This is a genomic window from Duganella sp. LjRoot269 (genome assembly GCF_964254095.1).
In the GTDB taxonomy this organism is placed as follows: Bacteria; Pseudomonadota; Gammaproteobacteria; order Burkholderiales; family Burkholderiaceae_D; genus Rugamonas; species Rugamonas hordei.
Genome location: NZ_CAXUSL020000001.1, coordinates 579,575 through 598,280 on the forward strand (window position 1 = coordinate 579,575; position 18,706 = coordinate 598,280).

Genomic DNA, 18,706 nt, shown 5'->3' on the forward strand with positions numbered 1-18,706 from the left:
ATAACTGCAAGGAGCAACGATGAAAATACGAGCAATAGCGGTGCTGTGCCTGGGCGTACTCATGATGGCAGGTCCGGGCGTCTCTGCGTCTGCGGAACCCGCCGGGCACATTACCGGCGTGGGCGGCATATTCTTCAAGGCCAAGGATCCCAAGGCGCTGGCGGCGTGGTATCGCGATGTGCTGGGCATGCCGCTGGAAGTGTGGGGCGGCGCGAAGCTGCGCTACGATGCGCCCAACCATCCTCCGGCGCTGATCTGGAATGCCTTCCCCGCCACGACCAACTACTTCGCGCCGTCGACCAGCGAGTTCATGATCAACTACGCGATCGACGATATGGATGCGTTTCTCGCGCGCCTGGGCATGAAAGGCGTCGCCATCCTGAAGCGCGCCGACGATGCGAACGGCCGCTTCGCATGGGTGCTCGATCCCGAGGGGAACAAGATCGAGCTGTGGGAGCCGAAGCGCACTACGCCTCCCTGATTATTTTTTGGACCAGATGAAGCGGGCGCCGTCGCTGCCGTCGGGCAGCGGACCGGGGGCGTCGGCGCGGACGGCGCCGGTCCGCGGGTCGATGCGCAGGAAGCGGTTGGTCAGCAGCGACATCAGCGCCAGCTCGCCCGTCGGCGTCTCTATCCACTGGAAAGCTTGCGTCACGCCGGACTGGGCGGGTTGCAGCGCGGCGCTGCCGTCGGCCGCGATGGTCACATAACTGTTGCCGGACTGGAGCGCCGCCCGGCCCAGGCCCAGATCCAATATCGTGAACGGCGTCGGCGCCGCGTTGACGAGCGCTTCTCCGCGCGCGGCCAGCCCGGCCGAGCCCCTGAAGGAAGCGAGCTGTATCGTCTGGCCATACGGAATGGGCCGCGTCAAACCGTGCGGGTAGGGCTGGTAGACCTCGAAGCTGGCGAAGTCGGCGGCGCCGCCGTTCTGCTTGCCCGTGTTGTAGTTGAACAGTGCGTAGCGCACGCCCTGCGAGGTGACGGGCTGGTAGATCATCGTGAACTCCTGCCCGATGGACTGGAAGCGCTCGCCGTCGAACGAATAGCTGAAGCGTGCCTTCTCGGTCCGGAAGTCGCATTCGGCGCGCAGCCACACGCGCGTGGCGGTGATGCCGATGCGCGTGGACTGGTTGCGTGCCTGGTCGAACAGCACCAGGGCGAGCTTGCCATTCTTCTTTTCCACCGCCAGCGTGGCATACGGCAGGTTCAGCAGGCCGAGGCCGGCCACGTCGTTTTCCAGCAGCCCGGATGCGTCCAGCGCCGCCGTCGGCACGGACACCGGCCCGATTGCCCGTTGCGTCAGCGAGTTGCGCGCTTCCCAGAACGACGCCGCCTGCATCGAGCGCAGGCGCAGGAAGCCCGGCCGTTCGCTCAGCGACCACTTGTCTTCAACCGGCGCATGGTTCCATTGCCAGACGGGTTTGAGCGCGGGCTCGGAAAAATCGTCGCTGCGCACGAACGGCGCCGCGCTCTGCTGCGCTTGCGCTGTGCGCGGCTTGACCCAGGTGCGCGGACTGTGTCCCGGATTGCCAGGCAGGCCGAAGTAGGGCCAGCCGTCCTGCCAGGTCACCGGCGACAAACTGAGCAGGCGGCCCGCCGAGTTATAGTCCATCATTGAAAATCCCCACCATTCGCCGGCCTCGGTCGGCACGATGCCGCCCTGGTGCATGGCCGTCATGGCGCGCGACGCCGGGTTGGGCGGGACGACTTCGAACGGATACTGCCTGTTCTTCAGCCGGTAGCCGCCGGCCATGCCGAAACCCTCTTCCTTGCTGATCGCCGGGTTTACTTCGTACGGTCCGTAGACATGGTCGGCGCGCGCAGCCGGCATGGTGCCGCCCGCATCATTGGCGCTGACGATGTAGTACTTGCCGTTGACCTTGTAGAAGTGCGCGTTTCCGCCCATGCCGTCGGCCTTGGTGAACAGCTCGCGTTCCGTGTCCGGCACGATATCGCTCAGGTCATTGGTCAATTGCGCGATGCGCAGTTGCTGGAGGCCCCAGACAGCATAAGCCTTGCCGTCGTCGTCGAACAATACCGACAGGTTTTGCAGGCTGCGCTTCATTTTCCAGTGCGTCCACGGTCCTTTCGGATTGATGGCGGAATACATCCAGGTGCCGCGACCGTTCACGTTGGCGAAGATATAGAACACGCCGTTGTGGTGGCGCAGGCTGGGCGCCCAGATGCCCTGGCCGTAGATGTTCCTGCCGCGCTCCAGCCGATAGCTTGGCCCGAGATCCAGCTCGCCGGCGGCATAGCCGAGGAATTCCCAGTTGACCAGGTCCCGCGACCGCAACAGCGGCAGCCCGGGCATCGCGTGCATGGTGGCGCCGGTGAGATAGAACCATTCGTTTACCCGTATCAGGTCGGGGTCGGCCAGCTCGTCGTAGAAGAGGGGATTGGTATAGCTGCCGTTGCCGTTGTCCGGCGTCCAGGTCTTCATCGACAGGCCGGAGTCCGCACGCGGCTCCTGTTGGGCCGCCGCCGGCAGCGTCAGCGCGAGGGACAGCATGCACGCAATTGCGAGTTTGGTCATAGCGTCTCTATTTTTCCGGGGAAACATTCGGATGATGCCATCCTTGATTATTTGTGACATATGTCGCACAATGGCGACGTGTATCGCAAAGGAACTTAAATGGCCATCCCCTCGATCTCCGAGCTTACTCTGTTGAAGGCCTTATGGCGGCAGCAGCCGCTCAGCGCCCGCGAAATCCACGAGCAGGTCGAGGAGGAGCTGGGCTGGTCGTACTCGTCCACGCGCAAGACCCTGGAGCGCATGCTGGACAAGGGCTCGGTAAGGCAGCGCACGCTGCACGGTGTGCAGGTATATGAGGCGGCGCTTGAGAAGGTCGGCACGCTGGCCGCGTTCGCGCGCGACTTCAGCCGGCGGGTGATGGAGATGGATGCGCCTTTGCCGGCCAATATGTTCACCGGCAGCAAGCTCGTCGACGAGGATGAGCTGGCGCAGCTCGAGCAGTTGCTGAACGACTGGCCCACCGGCGAGGACGGCGCCAAATGACGCCATCCGACCTGCTGGCTTTACGCTTCCTGCTGGCCAGCTGCGGCTCTGTGGCCGTGGGACTGGTCGTGTGGACGTTGCTGGTTGCTTTCCGCCGCCGCCTGCCCGAGTTTTCCCTGCAACGCTCGACGTGGCTGCTGAGCCAGGCGACGGTTGTGGCGGCTTTCCTGGTGATCCTGCTGCCGCACAGCGAACGCCTGCGTTTGATTCCACCGATAGAACTGTCCGACAATGTGGCCGCGCATCTGGCCGATCCCGGCAAAACGGGCACGCCGGCTGCCGCCGCCAACCCGGCCGGCGCGGCGAATACGGAGGCGGACTATCGCTCCTGGCTCGCCATCGGCGCGCAAGCCTGGCTGCTGCTATATCCGCTCGGCCTGGCTTATGCGCTGGTCAGATTGTGGCTGGGGCGCCGGACATTGAATGGCCTCGCCGCAGCCGGCCACCGGCTGTCCGTCTTGAATCAGCACGACGGCTTTGCCGCGCCCGGTACGCCCGCGCTGGCGGTCATCGAAGTGGACGCGCCAATCTCGCCCATGCTGTTCGGTCTGTTCCGTCCTCGCCTGCTGCTGCCGCGTCACCTGCGCAGCTTTGAGGCTGGCCAGCAACGGATGATCGTCGAGCATGAACTGACGCATATGCGGCGGCATGACCTGCAATGGATGAGCGTCGGCCTGCTGCTGCAAACGCTGCTGTGGTTCAACCCCTGCATGCGTTTGTTGCGCGCCCAGCTCTCGTGGGCGCAAGAGCTGGGCTGCGACCGCGATGTGCTGCGTGGCCGTCCGCAGACGGAACGCAAAGCCTATGCGGCGGCGCTGATCGCTCAATTGAAACTGCAGCATCGCCAGGTAAACGCCACGCTTGCTTTCGGCGGTGTCAGCGCGAGCACCGTGGCGGCCCGCATCGGCCTGATACGCGAGCCCGCCGCGCCGCGCGGCCCATGGGCCCGATGCGCCGCGCTGGCCGGCCTGGCGGCAGTGTTCGCGGGCAGCCTCGCCTTCCAGCCGGCCTTCGCGTGGCGCATCGCCCCGCTGGCGCAGGCCGTGCTGCCGGCAACGGAAACGCCGTTCAGCTGTACCGAGATGGCGGATGCCGACAGCGGCAAGCGGCTGGTCCACGACGGCCATTGCGACGAACGCGTCACGCCCGCCTCGACGTTCAACATCGCCGTCAGCCTGATGGGCTACGACAGCGGCATCCTGCGCGACGAGCACACGCCGAGACTGCCGTTCAAGGCCGGCTATACGGACTGGAACCCGTCATGGCGCGCAACCACCGACCCGACCAGCTGGATACGGAATTCGACCGTGTGGTATGCCCAGCAGGTGACTTCGCAGTTGGGCGCCGAGCGCTTCCAGCGCTACGTGAACAGTCTCAACTACGGCAACCGCGATGTCTCCGGCGATGCCGGCAAGGACAATGGCCTCGCGATGTCGTGGATAGCTTCCAGCCTGAAGATATCGCCGGTCGAACAGGTGGCTTTCCTCAGCAGCATGTTGAACCGCAAGCTGCCGCTGTCGGAACATGCCTATGAGATGACGGCCCGCCTCACCGAACTTGATGCCCTGCCCAACGGCTGGGAGATCCACGGAAAAACCGGCACCGCCGCGCCGGTGCTGGCCAACGGCCGCGATGACGAGAAACACCGCTACGGCTGGTTCGTCGGCTGGGCGACCAAGGGCAGCCGCAAGGTGGTGTTCGCCCGCCTCGTGCTGGAGGACAGGCAGCAAGCCGCCGCCGGCCCCCGCACCAAGCAAACCTTCCTGCGCGATCTGCCGGCGCAACTGGACGCGCTTTAACAAGGAGACAGCAGTATGAATTTTCGCCACATGGTCATGGTGGCGCTGTGCAGCCTCGTCTGGACTACAGCCGTCCATGCCACCGAAGTGTGCACCGCCATCGCCGAAGCCGGCACCGGCGCGATGCTGGTCCAGCGCGGCGACTGCCAGCGCCAGGTGACGCCGGCGTCGACCTTCAAGATCGCCATCAGCCTGATGGGCTACGACTCCGGTTTCCTCAAGGATGCGCACACGCCGAAGCTGCCGTTCCGCCCGGGCTATGTCGATTGGCGGCCCAGCTGGCGCGAGCCGACGGATCCCGCCAAGTGGATGAGCGATTCGGTCGTATGGTATTCGCAGCAGGTGACAAAATCACTGGGCATGCAGCGCTTTGCCGAATACACGCGGAAATTCAATTACGGGAATGCCGACGTCTCGGGCGACGCGGAAAATGACGGACTGACCATGTCGTGGATAGCTTCCTCGCTGCGGATCTCGCCGCTGGAACAGCTCGCGTTCCTGGACAAGATCGTCAACCGCCGGCTGGGCGTGAGCGCCCATGCCTACGACATGACCGCCCGGCTGACGCAGTTCGGCCAGCCTCCCGCAGGCTGGCGCATCAACGGCAAGACCGGCGCGGCTTCCGGCTTTGGCTGGTATGTGGGATGGGCGTCGAAAGGTTCGCGCACCTTCGTCTTCGCGCACCTGATGCAGAGGGACGCGACGCAGCCGCAGGACGTGTCGGCCGGCGTGCTGGCGCGCGATGAGTTCCTCAAGGAATTGCCGGCCTTGCTGCTCAAGTGATCCACAAGACCCGATCAAGGCAGCCGTCACGCGCGGGGCTTGGCCACCACCTTGGTCGATGGCCGCAGGCGCGGCGCGGCGTCGGATTGGCGGCGTATCAGTTTGTAGTCGATCACCGCGTGCTTGGGCGCGTCCGGCTCGCCGTTGCGCTTGGCGCGGATCTGGTGCACCAGGAATTGCACCGCCTCTGCCGCCATGTCGGTGATCGGCTGGCGCACCGTGGTCAGCTCCGGCCAGATGGTGCTGGCCAGCGCGGTGTCATCGAAGCCGGCCACCGTCAGGTCGCCCGGCACGTCCAGCCCCAGGCGGTGGGCGATCGCCACCACGGCGGCGGCCATGTCGTCGTTGCTGGCGAAAACGGCGGTCGGGCGCTGTTCCAGGCCCAGCAGCACTTCGGCCGCGTCCAGGCCGGAACGGTAGGTGAACATGCCCTGCACGATCAGCTCCGGCGAACTAGGGATGTTTTTCTCGGCGATGGCGGCCTTGAAGCCGGCCAGCCGGCGCGCGCTGGCGGTCTGGTTCGGATGGCCGATGACGAAGCCGATGCGCTGGTGGCCCAGCGACACCAGGTGGCAGGTCATCGCATGGGCGGCGCTGAAGTCGTCGATGCTGACGCCGCCGACGCGGGCGTCCGGCTGGCCACAGGCCACCGTCACGGCCGGCGTGCCGGAAGCGACGATCAGGTCGATCAGGTTCGGGGTGTCGCACAGCGGCGGCGGCAGGATGATGCCGTCGACGCCGTTGGCGATCAGGCGGCGCGCCTGCTCGATGCCGTGCTCGTCGGCCTCGCACTTTTCCACCACCAGCTGGACGTTGTTGGGACTGGCCTGGTTCAGCAGGCCGACCAGGAATTCGCTCAGGTAGCCGGCGCTGGGATTGCTGTAAAGGAAACCAACCCGTATCGGGCGCGAGCCGGCAAGGCGGCGCGCGGCCTGGTTGGGGACGTAGTTCAGCGCGGCCACCGCCGCGTCGACGCGTTGCCGGGTCTTGTCGCGGACATTGGTATCGCCGTTCATCACGCGCGACACCGTCATCGGCGAGACGCCCGCCAATTTGGCCACATCGGACATGGTCGGAGCCTGCGACCGGATTTCCACCACTGGCTCCGCCTTCGGTTTCACCTTATTGCTTGTCATCTGCCTTCGTAACCTTGTTTGAAAAGTGAAGCTAAGTTCAGCGTCAGACTTTACCACAAGGCCCTGCCTGCCGGGGCGGAATGCCCCCGGCAGGCAGGGCCTGACACGGCGCAGGTCGAGCCGAACATGCTGCTCAATGCCCCGGTGCGTAAGGGAAGCGCATGGCCTGGTAGCTTGCCAGCGGCAGCGCCGGCGGGCGCACGCCCGGCGGCAGCGGCAAACCGGACACCGACTGGAAGTATGCGATGCAGGCGTCGCGCCATAGCACGGCGTTGTCCACTTGCCGCGCCAGGCGCTGCGCCACTTCTGCATGGCGGCGGGCGTCGATCAGCGGCCGCATCGCCGCCCAGCGCGCCTGCAGATTTTTTGCGGACGCGACGCCGGTGTCGTACCGGGTCAACAGTTCGGCCCACAAGGTGCGGCCGGACGGCATCGTGTAATCCCACGGCAGGTGATGGAACCACAGCAGGAATTGCTGCGGCGTGGTGTGCGGGTCGGCGTACTGGCGGGCGATCTCCGGCGCGTACTGCGCCAGCGCGTTGCTGCCGCTGGCGGTGCGGTCGAAGCCGATGCCGTTGCGGTCGGCGCGGTGGTAGTAGACCGGGTTCCAGTCCGGCCGCTCCAGGTTGGCCACCCACGGCGCCGGGCCGTGATGGTGGCCGGTGCCCATCATGTGGTGCAGGCCCAGAGGCGTCATGTAGTCGACCACCGCTTCGCGCGACAGCATCATCATGTCGACGATGGGAGTGGTGACGGCGGGATCCGCGCTGAAGGTCTGCGCCGCCCACTCGGTGGCGATATCGCGCGCCGAGGCCTGCGGGTTCCACGCCAGTCGCCCGTAGGCGTACCAGTTGGCCTGGTCGAAGTGGGAACCGGTCCAGTTGCGGTCGGTGCCGATGTTGGCCACGCCGGCCATGCCGCTCAGCGTCTGCGCCACGGTGGCGCCCTGCGGCGAGGTCCTGGTGTCGCTGCGCAGCGTCTCCTCAAACAGCGTGCCCAGGTAGGCCATGTCGGTGGAGAAGCCGAGGTACTCCTTGGTGACCTGGAACTCCATCATCAGCGGCGTCTTCGGCATCGCGCCGAACAGCGGATGGAACGGTTCGCGCGGCTGGAAGTCGATCGCGCCGTTCTTCACCTGTACCAGCACGTTGGCGGCGAAAGTGCCGTCCAGCGGCTTGAATTCGTCCCATGCCTGCTTGGCGCGGTCCGATGCTTTCTCGGCGCCGGGCGCGTAGACGAAGGCGCGCCACATGACGATGCCATGGTGCGGCGCGACCGCGGCGGCCAGCATGTTGGCGCCGTCCGCGTGGCTGCGGTGGTAGTCCTGCGGGCCGGGCTGGCCCTCGGAGTTGGCCTTGACCAGGAAGCCGCCGAAGTCCGGAATGGCCTTGTAGATCTCGTCGGCCTTGCGCCGCCACCAGGCCTGTACTTCGGGCGACAGCGGATCGGCGGTGGAGGTTTCGTGCAGCTCCAGCGGCGTCGAGAAGCGCGCCGACAGATAGACCTTGATGCCGTAGGGGCGCAGCACGTCGGCCACGGCGGCGGCCTTGGCGATGAACTGCGCGGTCAGCGACTCCGGCTTGGCGTTGACGTTGTTGAGCACCGTGCCGTTGATGCCCAGCGAGGCGTTGGCGCGCGCATAGTCGGTGTAGCGGCGGTCCTTGATGTCGGGCAGCGCCCACCAGTCCCAGATCGAGGCGCCGGCGTAGCCGCGTTCCACCGTCCGGTCCAGGTTGTCCCAGTGATTCAGCACGCGCAGCCGCAGCTTGGGCGCGGAGGACGCCTCCGGCGCCTTGCCGTCGGCCGCTGCGCGCAGCCAGGCAAAAGCGCCGTACAGCAGGCCGGTGTCGCTGTTGGCGGCGATCAGCGTGACCTCGTGGCCCTGCAGGCGGGTGCGGCGCAGCAGATAGCCTTCGGCGCCCAGGGCGGCCAGTTCGGCGCGCAGCGGCGAGGCGCCGGCGGCCAGCTCCGGCAGCGTGGCCGGCGTGGCCAGCAGCAGTGCGCCGTCCTGTATCTTGGCGGACAGCGCGGGGGCGCGGCCCAGCATGCCGGCCAGGCCCGTTTGCAGTTCATCCAGCGCGGCCTGTGTGGTCGGCGACGGCGCGCCGCTCAGGACGATGCTGCGGGCCTGCGCGCCCAGGCGAACCTGCGCCGCCTGCGGCAAGGGACGGTAGCGCAGCCACAGTTGATAGCCGTCTTCGTCGGCCGGTACGGTGGCCGGAGCATTGGCCGCCGACGCGTTGGCGCATAGCGCAAGCAGCGCCGCTGCCAACAGGGTGTTGAGAAAATTGCGCATACCGTCTCCATTTTGGTGCATTATGTTAGCGTAACCATTTGATTATGCCACGATGTTAGCGAACATTTTTACCTTGGAGTGTAACAATGACGATTTCTCGCCGTAATGTTTTATCGATGCTGGCCGCCGGCCTGCTTCCGCTGCCGGACGTGCTGGGTGCCGAAGCCGGTCCCACGCCCCTGAAAGTGCTGGGCAAGCGCAAGGGACTCAATATCGGCAACGCCATCGGCACTCGCGACTTGCGCGATCCAGGCTACAGGGCATTGATGGCGCGCGAGTGCAACATGATCGTGGCCGACAACGAGGGCAAGTGGCAGGCGTTGGCGCCGCGCCAGGGCCAGTACAACTTCGCGCCGGCCGACGAGCTGTATGCGTGGGCCAAAAGCCAGGGCATGCTGATACGCGGGCATAACCTGATCTGGGAGCCCGCCAAATGGCTGCCGAAATGGGTCAACGAGCACGATTTCGGCAGCCAGCCCGCGCGCGAGGCGGAACGGCTGCTGCGGGCGCACACCCAGGCGGTGTGCGGCCACTTCGGGCGCGACATCCACAGCTACGATGTGGTCAACGAGGCGGTCGATCCGGCCACCGGCGCCTTGCGCGCCAATGTCTTCACCGAACGCCTGGGCGCGCTGGAGCAGGTCGAGCTGTCGTTCCGGCTGGCGCGCGAGTATGCGCCGCATGCGCAACTGGTCTATAACGACTACATGCGGGCCGACGAGGGCAGCGCCAAGCACCGCGCGGGCGTGCTGAAGCTGCTGCACGACCTGAAGTCGCGCGGCGCGCCGGTGCAGGCGCTGGGCCTGCAAAGCCATATCGGCTCGTGGGACGAGGTAAGCGGCGGGACGGGCGCCGCGCATCAGCTGGAGTGGCGCAAATTCCTCGACGAAGTCACCGGCATGGGACTGGACCTGCTGATCACCGAATTCGACGTCAACGACCGCAAGCTGCCGGGCGATATCAAGGCCCGCGACGCCGGCGTGGCGGCCCTGGCCAAGGACTACCTGGACGTGACCTTCAGCTATCCGCAGTGCCGCGACTTCCTGATGTGGGGCATGGCGGACAACTTCAGCTGGTTGCAGACGTGGGACGAAGCGCCGCGCACGGATGGCTTGAAAATGCGCCCGACGCCGTTCGACGACAAGCTGCGCGCCAAGCCGCTGCGCGACGCCATCGCCGCCGCCATCGAGGCGATGCCGCCGCGCGCGGCCTGACGGCTTAGCGTCTCGGACTTTCGGGCGGACCCAGATAGCTGTTGCGCTGGCCGCCCGCATCGACCACCAGCTTTTGCAGCACCACACCGGGATCGATGGCCCAGAACTTCAGCGTATGCTGGCCCGGCGCGGCGATCTTGTGCCGCGAGCTCAGCACCGTCGCGCCGTCGGATACGCTGCGTTCCCACGCCTTTTCCGTCGCGTCGGCGTGCATGTTGACGATCTGCGGCGCCTCGTCGTCGAAGGACACGGCGTAGCGCAGGCCGGCGCCGGGCTGGAACTTCTGGGTAGGTGCCAGCGTCGCCTGCACGCCGACTGTTTCCGCGCTGAACAGATGCATCTCGTATTCCAGCCGCATGCGCGGCGTGTCGTCCGCCGCAGCGCCGGTCGGCGCCGCCGGCTGCAGCACCGTCATGCCGGACAGCGTGCGGCCATGGTCGGGGATGCGCAGCCAGGTGCGCTGGCCGTCCGGCACTGCGCGGCTGTAGTGCTCCGCCTCCATCGCCACCACGCCGCCGGTTTCGACAAAGCCGCTCGGCGCCGCGCCGGCCGGCTTGCGCAGCGGGACTTTCAACGTGGCCTTGCCGCCGTCGGGACCTGTAACTGTCAGCGTCGCCTGCGTCACGCCATCCGGCACTTCCGCCCAGCGGGCGCCAACCTGCACGCGCTGCTCGCGCAGCACCTTGCCCTTGGGCTTGTCCAGCGTGATCCACGGTTCGCTGGCGGTGATGGTGTAGTCGAACGGCTGTTGTCCGCGGTTGAAGATATCGACGAAACGCGCCCGCTGCTCGAACACGTCCAGCGCCGGCAACGACAGCTTGTCGCCGTCCGGGCCTGGCCATACCTGCTCGCTGCCTTCCACCGCCACGCCCATGTCGGCCTGTTTGGGCACCTGCATCTCGGTCACCGGCGGCATCACGTTGCGCGGTGGCTGGTTCCAATAGGTGTAGCCCAGGTGGGTCTGCGACATCATGTGATTCCATTTGCCGCCGCTGATATCCTCGTGATAGCGCCGCACCAACTCGGCGTCCTCCCTGAACAGCTGCCGCGCGCGTGCCGCCAGGTCATTGGTGGAAGCCCGTCCCTGCAGGCCGTACAGGCGGTTCATGCCCGCCGTGACATACAGCTCGTTGACCACCGCGCCGGCCTTCACCGGGTACAGCACCAGCTGGTAGAATGCGTCGCGCCGCGAGGCGGGCAATGTGGCGGAGATTTTCTCGGCGCGTGATGCAATCTCCTTGTACTCGGCGACGATGCGCTCGGCCTCGCCGTAGTTGACCAGGCTGTAGGTGGTGGGCTCCAGCTGCTCCGGCTTGCGGCGGCCGTTGTACTTCGCATATTTGGTCACGATGTCGGCGATATCGTCCGCATGTTCGGGACCGAATTCGCGCGCCGCCCACAGCTTCAGGTACTCCGGCAGCCGCTCCGCCGGCCAGGCGGCCGGGTTCCACGCATAGGTCAGGAAGAATTCGATCGGCACTTCCATCGGCTTCAGGTCGCCGACGTTGACGATCCACATGCGGTTGGCCTGGTACTGCCAGGCCAGGTGCATCTGCTCCCATACCTTGGGTAGCGGGGTGACGTTGATCCACTTGTACGAACGCGGACCGCCGACATAATCGAAGTGGTAGTAGATGCCGGCGCCGCCCGAGCGCAGGCGTTCCGCCGGCGTCGGCAGGCGGCGGATATTGCCCCAGTTGTCGTCGCACCACAGCAGCATCACGTCGTCCGGCACGCGCATGCCCTTCTCGTAGTAGTCCTGCACTTCCTTGTACAGCGCCCATACCTGCGGCACCTTGGCCACGTCCGGGTTGATCTCCCTGGCGATGATGGAGCGCTGGTCGTCGACGATATGCTCCAGCAGCGAGACGTTCGACTCGCGCGACATCGGCTCGTCGCCGTCGCCGCGCATGCCGACCGTGATCATCTTTTCGCCGCTGCCGGCGTTGCGCAGGCCTTGCGCCCAGAACTCCTTCAGCTTGTCGGCGCTGCGGTTGTAGTCCCAGGCGCTGCCACCGCCGTAACGCCGCCATTCATCATGCGCGCGCATCATCGGCTCGTGGTGCGAGGTGCCGATGACGACACCGTATTCGTCGGCGCGCTGGCCGTTCAACTTGTCGTCGTCGTAGAAAGCCTCGCCCCACATGGCCGGCCACAGATAGTTGCCGCGCATGCGCAGTATCAGCTCGAAGACTTTTTCGTAGAACTGGTGATTGAAGCCGCCATAGCGCTGCTTGACCCAGCCGGTCAGCGCCGGCGCCTCGTCGTTGAGGAAAATGCCGCGATACTGCACCGCCGGGGCGTCGCTGATGGCGGTCGCGGACGAGGCGTAGATGCTGGCGTGCTTCGCCGCCGGCACGTCGGCCCACCAGTTCCAAGGCGACACGCCGATCTGCTCCGACATCTCGTAGATGCCGAAGATGGTGCCGCGCTTGTCGCTGCCGGCGATCACCAGCGCACGCTCGACGCCGGGCATCGGATTGCGCAGCGTCTGCACCTGCCAGCCTTCCCACTTGCCCTTGATCGCGGAAACGTCCAGCGCTCCCGACTGCACCAGCTTGTCGATCAGCGCGCTCTTGCCGATGGTGCCGATGATGACCACGTCCGCGCCGGCCGGCTGCAGGCCCTTGGTCAGCGTCGCCTTGGCCGCGCTGACGCGGCCGATGTCGGCCTGCAGGTCGCCCGCCGCGCGCAGCACGCCGGGATAATCGGACGGATCGACGTACAGCCTGGCGGCATGGCCGGCCTGCGCCAGTGCGACAGCGCCGGCCGGAGGGTGATCGAAGAAGGCCAGCCGTTTTTCGCCCAGTGCTTGCGCGGGCAGGGCGTGCGACAGCAGGGCCGCCATCAGCGCCCCTGCCGCCATATAGTGATGTCTCATGGTGTTATTTTTCTATGGCCTGGTAATCGAACCATGCGAAATCCGCAGGCGGCATGGGTTTGTTTTTGCCCGCACCTTCGGCGTACATGCCGATGAAGACGCCGGTGAATCCTCCTGCCAGTTCGGAGGTGAGGGGAGCGGTGGCCGCCACGCCGATCCGCGTTGCCGGCGCGTTGTCGCCTGCGACAGTCTTGTAGCTGAATTCGTAGCGGTCGGGCCAGGATTCCACCTGCAGCACGACCGGGTCGTCGCCCGGCGGCAACGATGCCGTGGCTTGCAGCGCCGTCACCCCGGCCACGCGGGTGATCAGTTCGAGCCGCCGCTGCGGTGCGCCGGTGACGCGCAATTCGTAATAATTTTTTTCGTTCTGGCGCAGCACCAGTCCCGCCGCCTGCGAAGTCGAGTCCGGACGGAACTCAAGCTGCGTGGCGGCGCGCATGCGCAGATGCTCCTGGCGGCGGCCGATAAACGCCGGCTGCGCGACATCGTTCATCGTCACGTCGCTGCCCTTGAGCCGCAGCACGCCGGCGTGCTCGCCCAGCGACCACAGGCCATCGCCGGGGCCGCGCAATTGCGTCCATTGCAGCGCCAGCGTGGGCGCGTCGAAGTTGTCGCGCACCGGCTCGGCGGGCCACGGCGCCGATGGCGGCAGGCCTGCCGCCGGCATCGTCAACTGCAGCGGCGCGCCGTCGTTCACCGTCAGCCATCCCTGCTCGTTCCACTTGGCCGGGGCCAGCAGCGTTTCGCGTCCCAGGTGATGGCGCTGCGATTGCGGACGGATGCCGAGCAGCGTCACCCACCATTTGCCGTCCGGCGTTTGCACCAGGTCGCCGTGGCCGGTGGCTTGCAGCGGCAGTTCCGGGTGGCCGCGATGGGTCAGTATCGGATTCGAGGGCGCCGCCTCGAACGGTCCGAACGGCGATTTGGAGCGCGCCATCGTCAGGCTGTGGTTGTACGAGGTGCCGCCTTCGGAAATCATCAGGTAGTACAGGCCATCGTGCTTGTACAGGTGAGGACCTTCGGGCCATATCCCGCCGGTGCCAGGCCAGATCAGGCGTGGCTGCTCCAGCAGCTTGCCGGCCTCCAGGTCGATCTGCGCCTGATAGACGCCGCCATGTTCGCCGCCGCCATGGCGGGTGTAGTAGACCTTGCCGTCGTCGTCGAAGAACAGCGACGGGTCCATGCCCCACGATTTGTCGTTCAGCCAGACCGGTTCCGACCATGGTCCCGCCGGGTCCCTGGTGTGAACGTAGAAGGCGCCGCCGCCCTCCATATTGGTGGTCACCATGTAGAACGTGCCGCCGTGGCAGCGCAGCGTTGGGGCGTAGATGCCTTGCGAGCTGCGGGTGTGCGCCATCGACAGCTGGCTGGCGCGGGTCAGCGCGTGGCCGATCTGGCGCCAATGCACCAGGTCCTTGCTGTGATAGATAGGCACGCCGGGGAAGTATTCGAAGCTGCTGGTGGCGAGATAGTAGTCGTCGCCGACGCGGCAGACGCTGGGATCGGCATGGAAGCCGCTCAGAACGGGATTGGTGTAGACGGCATCCGTTGCCGCCTGTGCTCCGGTTGCGGCCAATAGCGCGCAGACCGCAACGGATGCCGCGCGGATCGCGGCCATGGCATTCATCGCGCCTCCCTGCACGAGCTGCGCAGCGCGGCCAGCGGCACCGCGTTGGCGATGGCGCGGTAGCCGGCGGCCGATGGATGCAGGCCGTCGCCGGAATCGTAGTCCTTTGCCATCAGCTGCGGTTGCGCCGGATCGCGCAGCGCGGCGTCGGTGTCGGCCACCGCGTCGAACACGCCGGAATGGCGTATCCAGTCGTTGAGCGCCTGGCGGTCTGCTTCGTTTTCCGCTTCCGGATGGTAGTAGCCGCTGGCCTTGTAGGGCGTGATCGTGGCGCCGATCAGGCAGATGCCGTGCGCGTGGGCGCGTTCGGCAAGCTGGCGGTGGGCCGTTTGCAGGTCGGCCAGCAGCTGCTGGCGGTCGGCCGGCAGGTCCGGCGTGTTGCGGTGCTGGCTGCCCAAATCGTTCACGCCGATCAGCACCAGCGCGTGCGTGACGCCGGCGCGCGACAGCACGTCGCGGTCGAAGCGGGCGGCCAGGCTGGTGCCCAGGCCGTCGCGCAGCATGCGGCCGCCGCCGATGCCGGCGTTGACCACGCCGATCGCCGCGCCGCTCTGGCGCAGGCGCGCGGACAGTGCGTCGGTCCAGCGCGTGTTGCTGTCCGGCGCCACGCCGTAGCCGTCGGTGATCGAGTCGCCCACGACCACCAGCGCGCCGGTCGTGGCCGGGGCCCGGACCTCGACATCGGCCAGCATATACCAGTGGGCGATGCTGCCGGCGTCCGCCCAGGCGGCGTCCATCACGCGGTTGCCCTTGGCGAGGAAGCTGGCGGCGCGCGAACCGGGATGGCCGGTCTGGCGCGCCGGTTCGCCCTTGAAATACAGCGAAATCGCCAGGTCGGCGGCCGGCTTGACGGTCATGTCGACGGCGTCGCTGTAATATTCGGCGCCGGCGGGGATCATCACGGTGCCGCGGCCGTCAAAGGTCAGCGGATGCAGGGTGGTGGCGTCGATATCGGCCTTTCCCGGCTGCGCCAGCGCGATGCTGGCCCCTTCCACCACCAATGGCGCGCTGCCGTAGGCGTTGCTGATGCGGACCCGCAAACGGCTGCCTCCCAGCGACAGGCGCACGACCTGCCGCAGGCTGGCGTCGCGCCAGTGCTCCGCGGGCAGTTCGTTCGCCGGTTCCGGCAATTGTTGCGCCGCACCCCAGGTGGCGACCCAGTGCTGCAGGTTCTGCGCGGCCATCGCCGGGCTGGCGTTCAATAGCAGGGCCGCCAGGACGGTGCTTATCGACCGCCTCAAAGACCTGTACAACGCGTGTTGACTTGATCGCATAAATCCTTCACACTGGTGTAATGTTAGCGCTATTCATTTTAGGGTAAAGAGATGGTACATGCAACAAATTTGCCGGGAAGCGCATCTCCGGTAATTACGGAAATGCGGGTTGTGCCAGTCGCCGGTCATGACAGCATGCTACTGAATCTGTGCGGCGCCCACGCGCCATACTTCACCCGCAACCTGGTCCTGCTGAAGGACAGCGCTGGACATACCGGCATGGGCGAAGTACCAGGCGGCGCCGGCATCCTGCGCGCGCTGGAAAACGCCGTGCCGCTGGTGGTCGGCACCCAGATCGGCCGCTACAACCGCACGCTGAACGGCATCCGCGACGCCATCGCCAACAAGGACGTCAGCGGCCAGCAGTACCAGGTCACCTCGGCCGCCGAGGCGGAAGTGCTGAAGCAGCCGCACGAGATCAACCTCCGTCTGGAGAACGTGGTCACCGCCGTCGAAGCGGCGCTGCTCGATCTGCTGGGCCAGCACCTGGGCGTGCCGGTATGCGAACTGCTCGGCGCCGGCCAGCAGCGCGACAGCGTGCCGATGCTGGCCTATCTGTTCTACATCGGCGACCGTACCCGCACCGACCTGCCGTACCTGACCGGTGACGGCGCGTCCGGCTGGTACCACATGCGCCACCAGGAAGCGCTGACGCCGGCCGCCATCGCGGCGCAGGCCGAGGCCACCGTCGCCAAGTACGGCTTCCGCGACTTCAAGCTCAAAGGCGGCGTGATGCGCGGCGCCGAGGAAATGGAAGCCGTGGCCGCGATCAAGGCGCGCTTCCCCGATTCGCGCGTCACGCTCGATCCGAACGGCGCCTGGTCGCTGAGCGAAGCGATAGCTTTGTGCAAGGGTCAGGGCCACGTGCTGGCCTACGCCGAGGACCCGTGCGGTCCCGAAAACGGCTACTCCGGCCGCGAGATCATGGCGGAATTCCGCCGCGCCACCGGCATCGCCACCGCCACCAACATGGTCGCCACCGACTGGCGCCAGATGGCCCATTCGCATCTGCTGGGCGCGGTCGACATTCCGCTGGCCGATCCGCATTTCTGGACCATGCAGGGCTCCGTGCGGCTGGCGCAGCTTTGCCAGGACTGGGGCCTGACCTGGGGTTCGCACTCCAACAACCATTTCGATGTGTCGCTGGCGATGTTCACCCATGCGGCGGCCGCCGCGCCGGGCAAGATCACCGCCATCGACACCCACTGGATCTGGCAGGAAGGCCAGGAACGCCTGACCGTCGATCCGCTGCGGATCGTCGGCGGCGAGGTCAAGGTGCCGCAGGCGCCGGGGCTGGGCATAGAGCCCGACATGGAGCGCATCGAAGCTGCGCACCGGCTGTATAAGAAAGTAGCCACCACGGCGCGCGACGACGCGATGGCGATGCGGTATCTGGTACCTGATTGGACATATTCACCCAAAAAACCGAGCCTGGGGCGTTGAGCTGTACCTGCACCTGGCCTTACGAGACATAGGAAAACCCGTGAAAAATAATCTCAAGCATGCGCCCGCAGCGGCGCACCTGCCGTCCGACCTGCCGGACGCCCTGCTGGTAGGCCGCGTCTGGCGCGCCGGCGACATCAACGGCCCTTGCGTGGTGGTCGTGCGCAACGGTGAAGTGTTCGACATCACCTCCCAGGCCAATACCGTGGCCGACCTGCTGGACCGCGACGATCCCGCCGCCTTCGCGCGCAGCGCGCCGGGCGAGCCGCTGGGCCGCGTGGAAGCGCTGATCGATAACGCGCTGGCCAACGACGCTTCCCCTCAGGCTCCGCGCCTGCTGGCGCCGTGCGACGTGCAGGCGATCAAGGCCTGCGGCGTGACCTTCGCCGTCAGCCTGCTGGAACGCGTGATCGAAGAGCAGGCCGGCGGCGACGCCAGCCGCGCCGACGCGCTGCGCAGCGCGCTGCTGAAGGACATCGGCGCCGACCTGTCGGCCATCAAGCCCGGCTCGCCGGAAGCGGAAAAGCTCAAGCAGCAGTTCATCGAGCGCGGCGCCTGGTCGCAGTACATGGAAGTGGGCATCGGCCCGTATGCCGAGGTGTTCTCGAAATCGCAGCCGATGTCGGCGGTCGGTTTCGGCGCCGACGTCGGCCTGCATCCCGCATCGAAATGGAACAACCCTGAGCCGGAGATCGTGCTGGCGGTGAACAGCCGCGCCGAGACCGTCGGCGCCACGCTGGGCAACGACGTCAACCTGCGCGACATCGAAGGCCGCAGCGCGCTCCTGCTGGGCAAGGCCAAGGACAACAACGCATCCTGCGGCATCGGTCCGTTCATCCGCCTGTTCGACGGCGGCTTCACCATCGACACCGTGCGCGGGGCGGAACTGCGCATGCTGATCGAAGGCGCGGACGACGGCTTCACGCTCGACGGCGCAAGCTTCATGCGCGAGATCAGCCGCGACCCGCTCGACCTGGTGTCGCAAACCTGCGGCGCACATCATCAATACCCTGACGGCTTCATGCTCTTCCTCGGCACCATGTTCTCGCCGATCAAGGACCGTGGCGCGAAGGGCGCCGGCTTCACCCACAAGCTGGGCGACCGGGTCAGCATCAGCAGTCCGTCGCTGGGCATGCTGGTCAATCACGTACAACTGAGCGACGCCATCACGCCATGGACTTTCGGCGTGCGTGCGCTCTATCGCAACCTGGCCCAACGCGGCCTGCTATGAACC

13 protein-coding genes and 1 pseudogene are annotated in these 18,706 nt (G+C 66.4%); 8 read left to right on the top strand and 6 right to left on the bottom strand.

The window, feature by feature from the left end; genetic code table 11:
* Window positions 1–19: 19 nt before the first annotated feature.
* The gene (locus ACSQ3S_RS02520) at window positions 20–481 is read left to right on the top strand and encodes a VOC family protein (RefSeq protein ID WP_436141493.1); all 462 of its coding nucleotides are present in this window, start codon (window positions 20–22) and stop codon (window positions 479–481) included.
* On the opposite strand, the gene ACSQ3S_RS02525 is transcribed toward ACSQ3S_RS02520, so the two are convergent.
* Window positions 482–2,536, bottom strand: coding sequence for a family 43 glycosylhydrolase (locus ACSQ3S_RS02525; RefSeq protein ID WP_436141494.1), 2,055 nt, complete (start codon window positions 2,534–2,536; stop codon window positions 482–484).
* A gap of 99 nt (window positions 2,537–2,635) precedes the next feature.
* Here ACSQ3S_RS02525 and ACSQ3S_RS02530 point away from each other — a divergent pair, with 99 nt between their 5' ends.
* From ACSQ3S_RS02530 to blaOXA (ACSQ3S_RS02545), 4 genes and pseudogenes are all read left to right on the top strand, one after another.
* Window positions 2,636–3,019 carry a BlaI/MecI/CopY family transcriptional regulator gene (locus ACSQ3S_RS02530; RefSeq protein ID WP_176653068.1) on the top strand — a complete coding sequence of 128 codons (384 nt, stop codon included), beginning with the start codon at window positions 2,636–2,638 and terminating at the stop codon, window positions 3,017–3,019.
* Window positions 3,016–3,861 (top strand): annotated as a pseudogene (locus tag ACSQ3S_RS02535) (M56 family metallopeptidase); the annotation flags it as partial. The gene ACSQ3S_RS02530 and the pseudogene ACSQ3S_RS02535, both read left to right, overlap by 4 nt.
* A gap of 135 nt (window positions 3,862–3,996) precedes the next feature.
* Complete coding sequence (gene blaOXA, locus ACSQ3S_RS02540) at window positions 3,997–4,818, top strand: class D beta-lactamase (protein ID WP_436144984.1); 822 nt, start codon at window positions 3,997–3,999, stop codon at window positions 4,816–4,818.
* A 15-nt stretch (window positions 4,819–4,833) separates the two neighbouring features.
* Window positions 4,834–5,601: a class D beta-lactamase gene (blaOXA, locus tag ACSQ3S_RS02545; RefSeq protein ID WP_436141495.1), complete on the top strand. Its 768-nt coding sequence runs from the start codon at window positions 4,834–4,836 to the stop codon at window positions 5,599–5,601.
* A gap of 26 nt (window positions 5,602–5,627) precedes the next feature.
* Here blaOXA (ACSQ3S_RS02545) and ACSQ3S_RS02550 read toward each other — a convergent pair whose 3' ends face one another.
* Together ACSQ3S_RS02550 and ACSQ3S_RS02555 are read right to left on the bottom strand one after the other, a co-directional pair.
* On the bottom strand, window positions 5,628–6,737 hold the full coding sequence (locus tag ACSQ3S_RS02550) for a LacI family DNA-binding transcriptional regulator (RefSeq protein WP_413446895.1): 1,110 nt from the start codon (window positions 6,735–6,737) through the stop codon (window positions 5,628–5,630).
* Between the two features lie 133 nt (window positions 6,738–6,870).
* On the bottom strand, window positions 6,871–9,033 hold the full coding sequence (locus ACSQ3S_RS02555) for an alpha-glucuronidase family glycosyl hydrolase (RefSeq protein ID WP_436141496.1): 2,163 nt from the start codon (window positions 9,031–9,033) through the stop codon (window positions 6,871–6,873).
* A gap of 86 nt (window positions 9,034–9,119) precedes the next feature.
* On the opposite strand from ACSQ3S_RS02555, the gene ACSQ3S_RS02560 reads away from it, so the two are divergent.
* Window positions 9,120–10,247 (top strand): endo-1,4-beta-xylanase, encoded by a 1,128-nt coding sequence (locus ACSQ3S_RS02560; RefSeq protein ID WP_436141497.1) that lies wholly within the window; start codon window positions 9,120–9,122, stop codon window positions 10,245–10,247.
* 4 nt (window positions 10,248–10,251) lie between these two features.
* Here ACSQ3S_RS02560 and ACSQ3S_RS02565 read toward each other — a convergent pair whose 3' ends face one another.
* Genes ACSQ3S_RS02565 through ACSQ3S_RS02575 form a run of 3 tightly spaced genes read right to left on the bottom strand, consistent with a single transcriptional unit; the run spans window position 10,252 to window position 15,996 of the window.
* Window positions 10,252–13,128 (bottom strand): glycosyl hydrolase 115 family protein, encoded by a 2,877-nt coding sequence (locus ACSQ3S_RS02565; RefSeq protein ID WP_436141498.1) that lies wholly within the window; start codon window positions 13,126–13,128, stop codon window positions 10,252–10,254.
* A 4-nt stretch (window positions 13,129–13,132) separates the two neighbouring features.
* Complete coding sequence (locus tag ACSQ3S_RS02570) at window positions 13,133–14,755, bottom strand: glycoside hydrolase family 43 protein (RefSeq protein WP_436141499.1); 1,623 nt, start codon at window positions 14,753–14,755, stop codon at window positions 13,133–13,135.
* Complete coding sequence (locus tag ACSQ3S_RS02575) at window positions 14,752–15,996, bottom strand: SGNH/GDSL hydrolase family protein (protein ID WP_436141500.1); 1,245 nt, start codon at window positions 15,994–15,996, stop codon at window positions 14,752–14,754. Before ACSQ3S_RS02575 ends, ACSQ3S_RS02570 begins: the two co-directional genes overlap by 4 nt.
* Window positions 15,997–16,080: 84 nt before the next feature.
* Here ACSQ3S_RS02575 and ACSQ3S_RS02580 point away from each other — a divergent pair, with 84 nt between their 5' ends.
* Together ACSQ3S_RS02580 and ACSQ3S_RS02585 are read left to right on the top strand one after the other, a co-directional pair.
* Complete coding sequence (locus ACSQ3S_RS02580; protein ID WP_436141501.1) at window positions 16,081–17,472, top strand: enolase C-terminal domain-like protein; 1,392 nt, start codon at window positions 16,081–16,083, stop codon at window positions 17,470–17,472.
* Between the two features lie 40 nt (window positions 17,473–17,512).
* Entirely contained in the window at window positions 17,513–18,703 is a 1,191-nt protein-coding gene (locus tag ACSQ3S_RS02585; RefSeq protein ID WP_436141502.1) for a fumarylacetoacetate hydrolase family protein, read from the top strand.
* Window positions 18,704–18,706 lie beyond the last annotated feature (3 nt).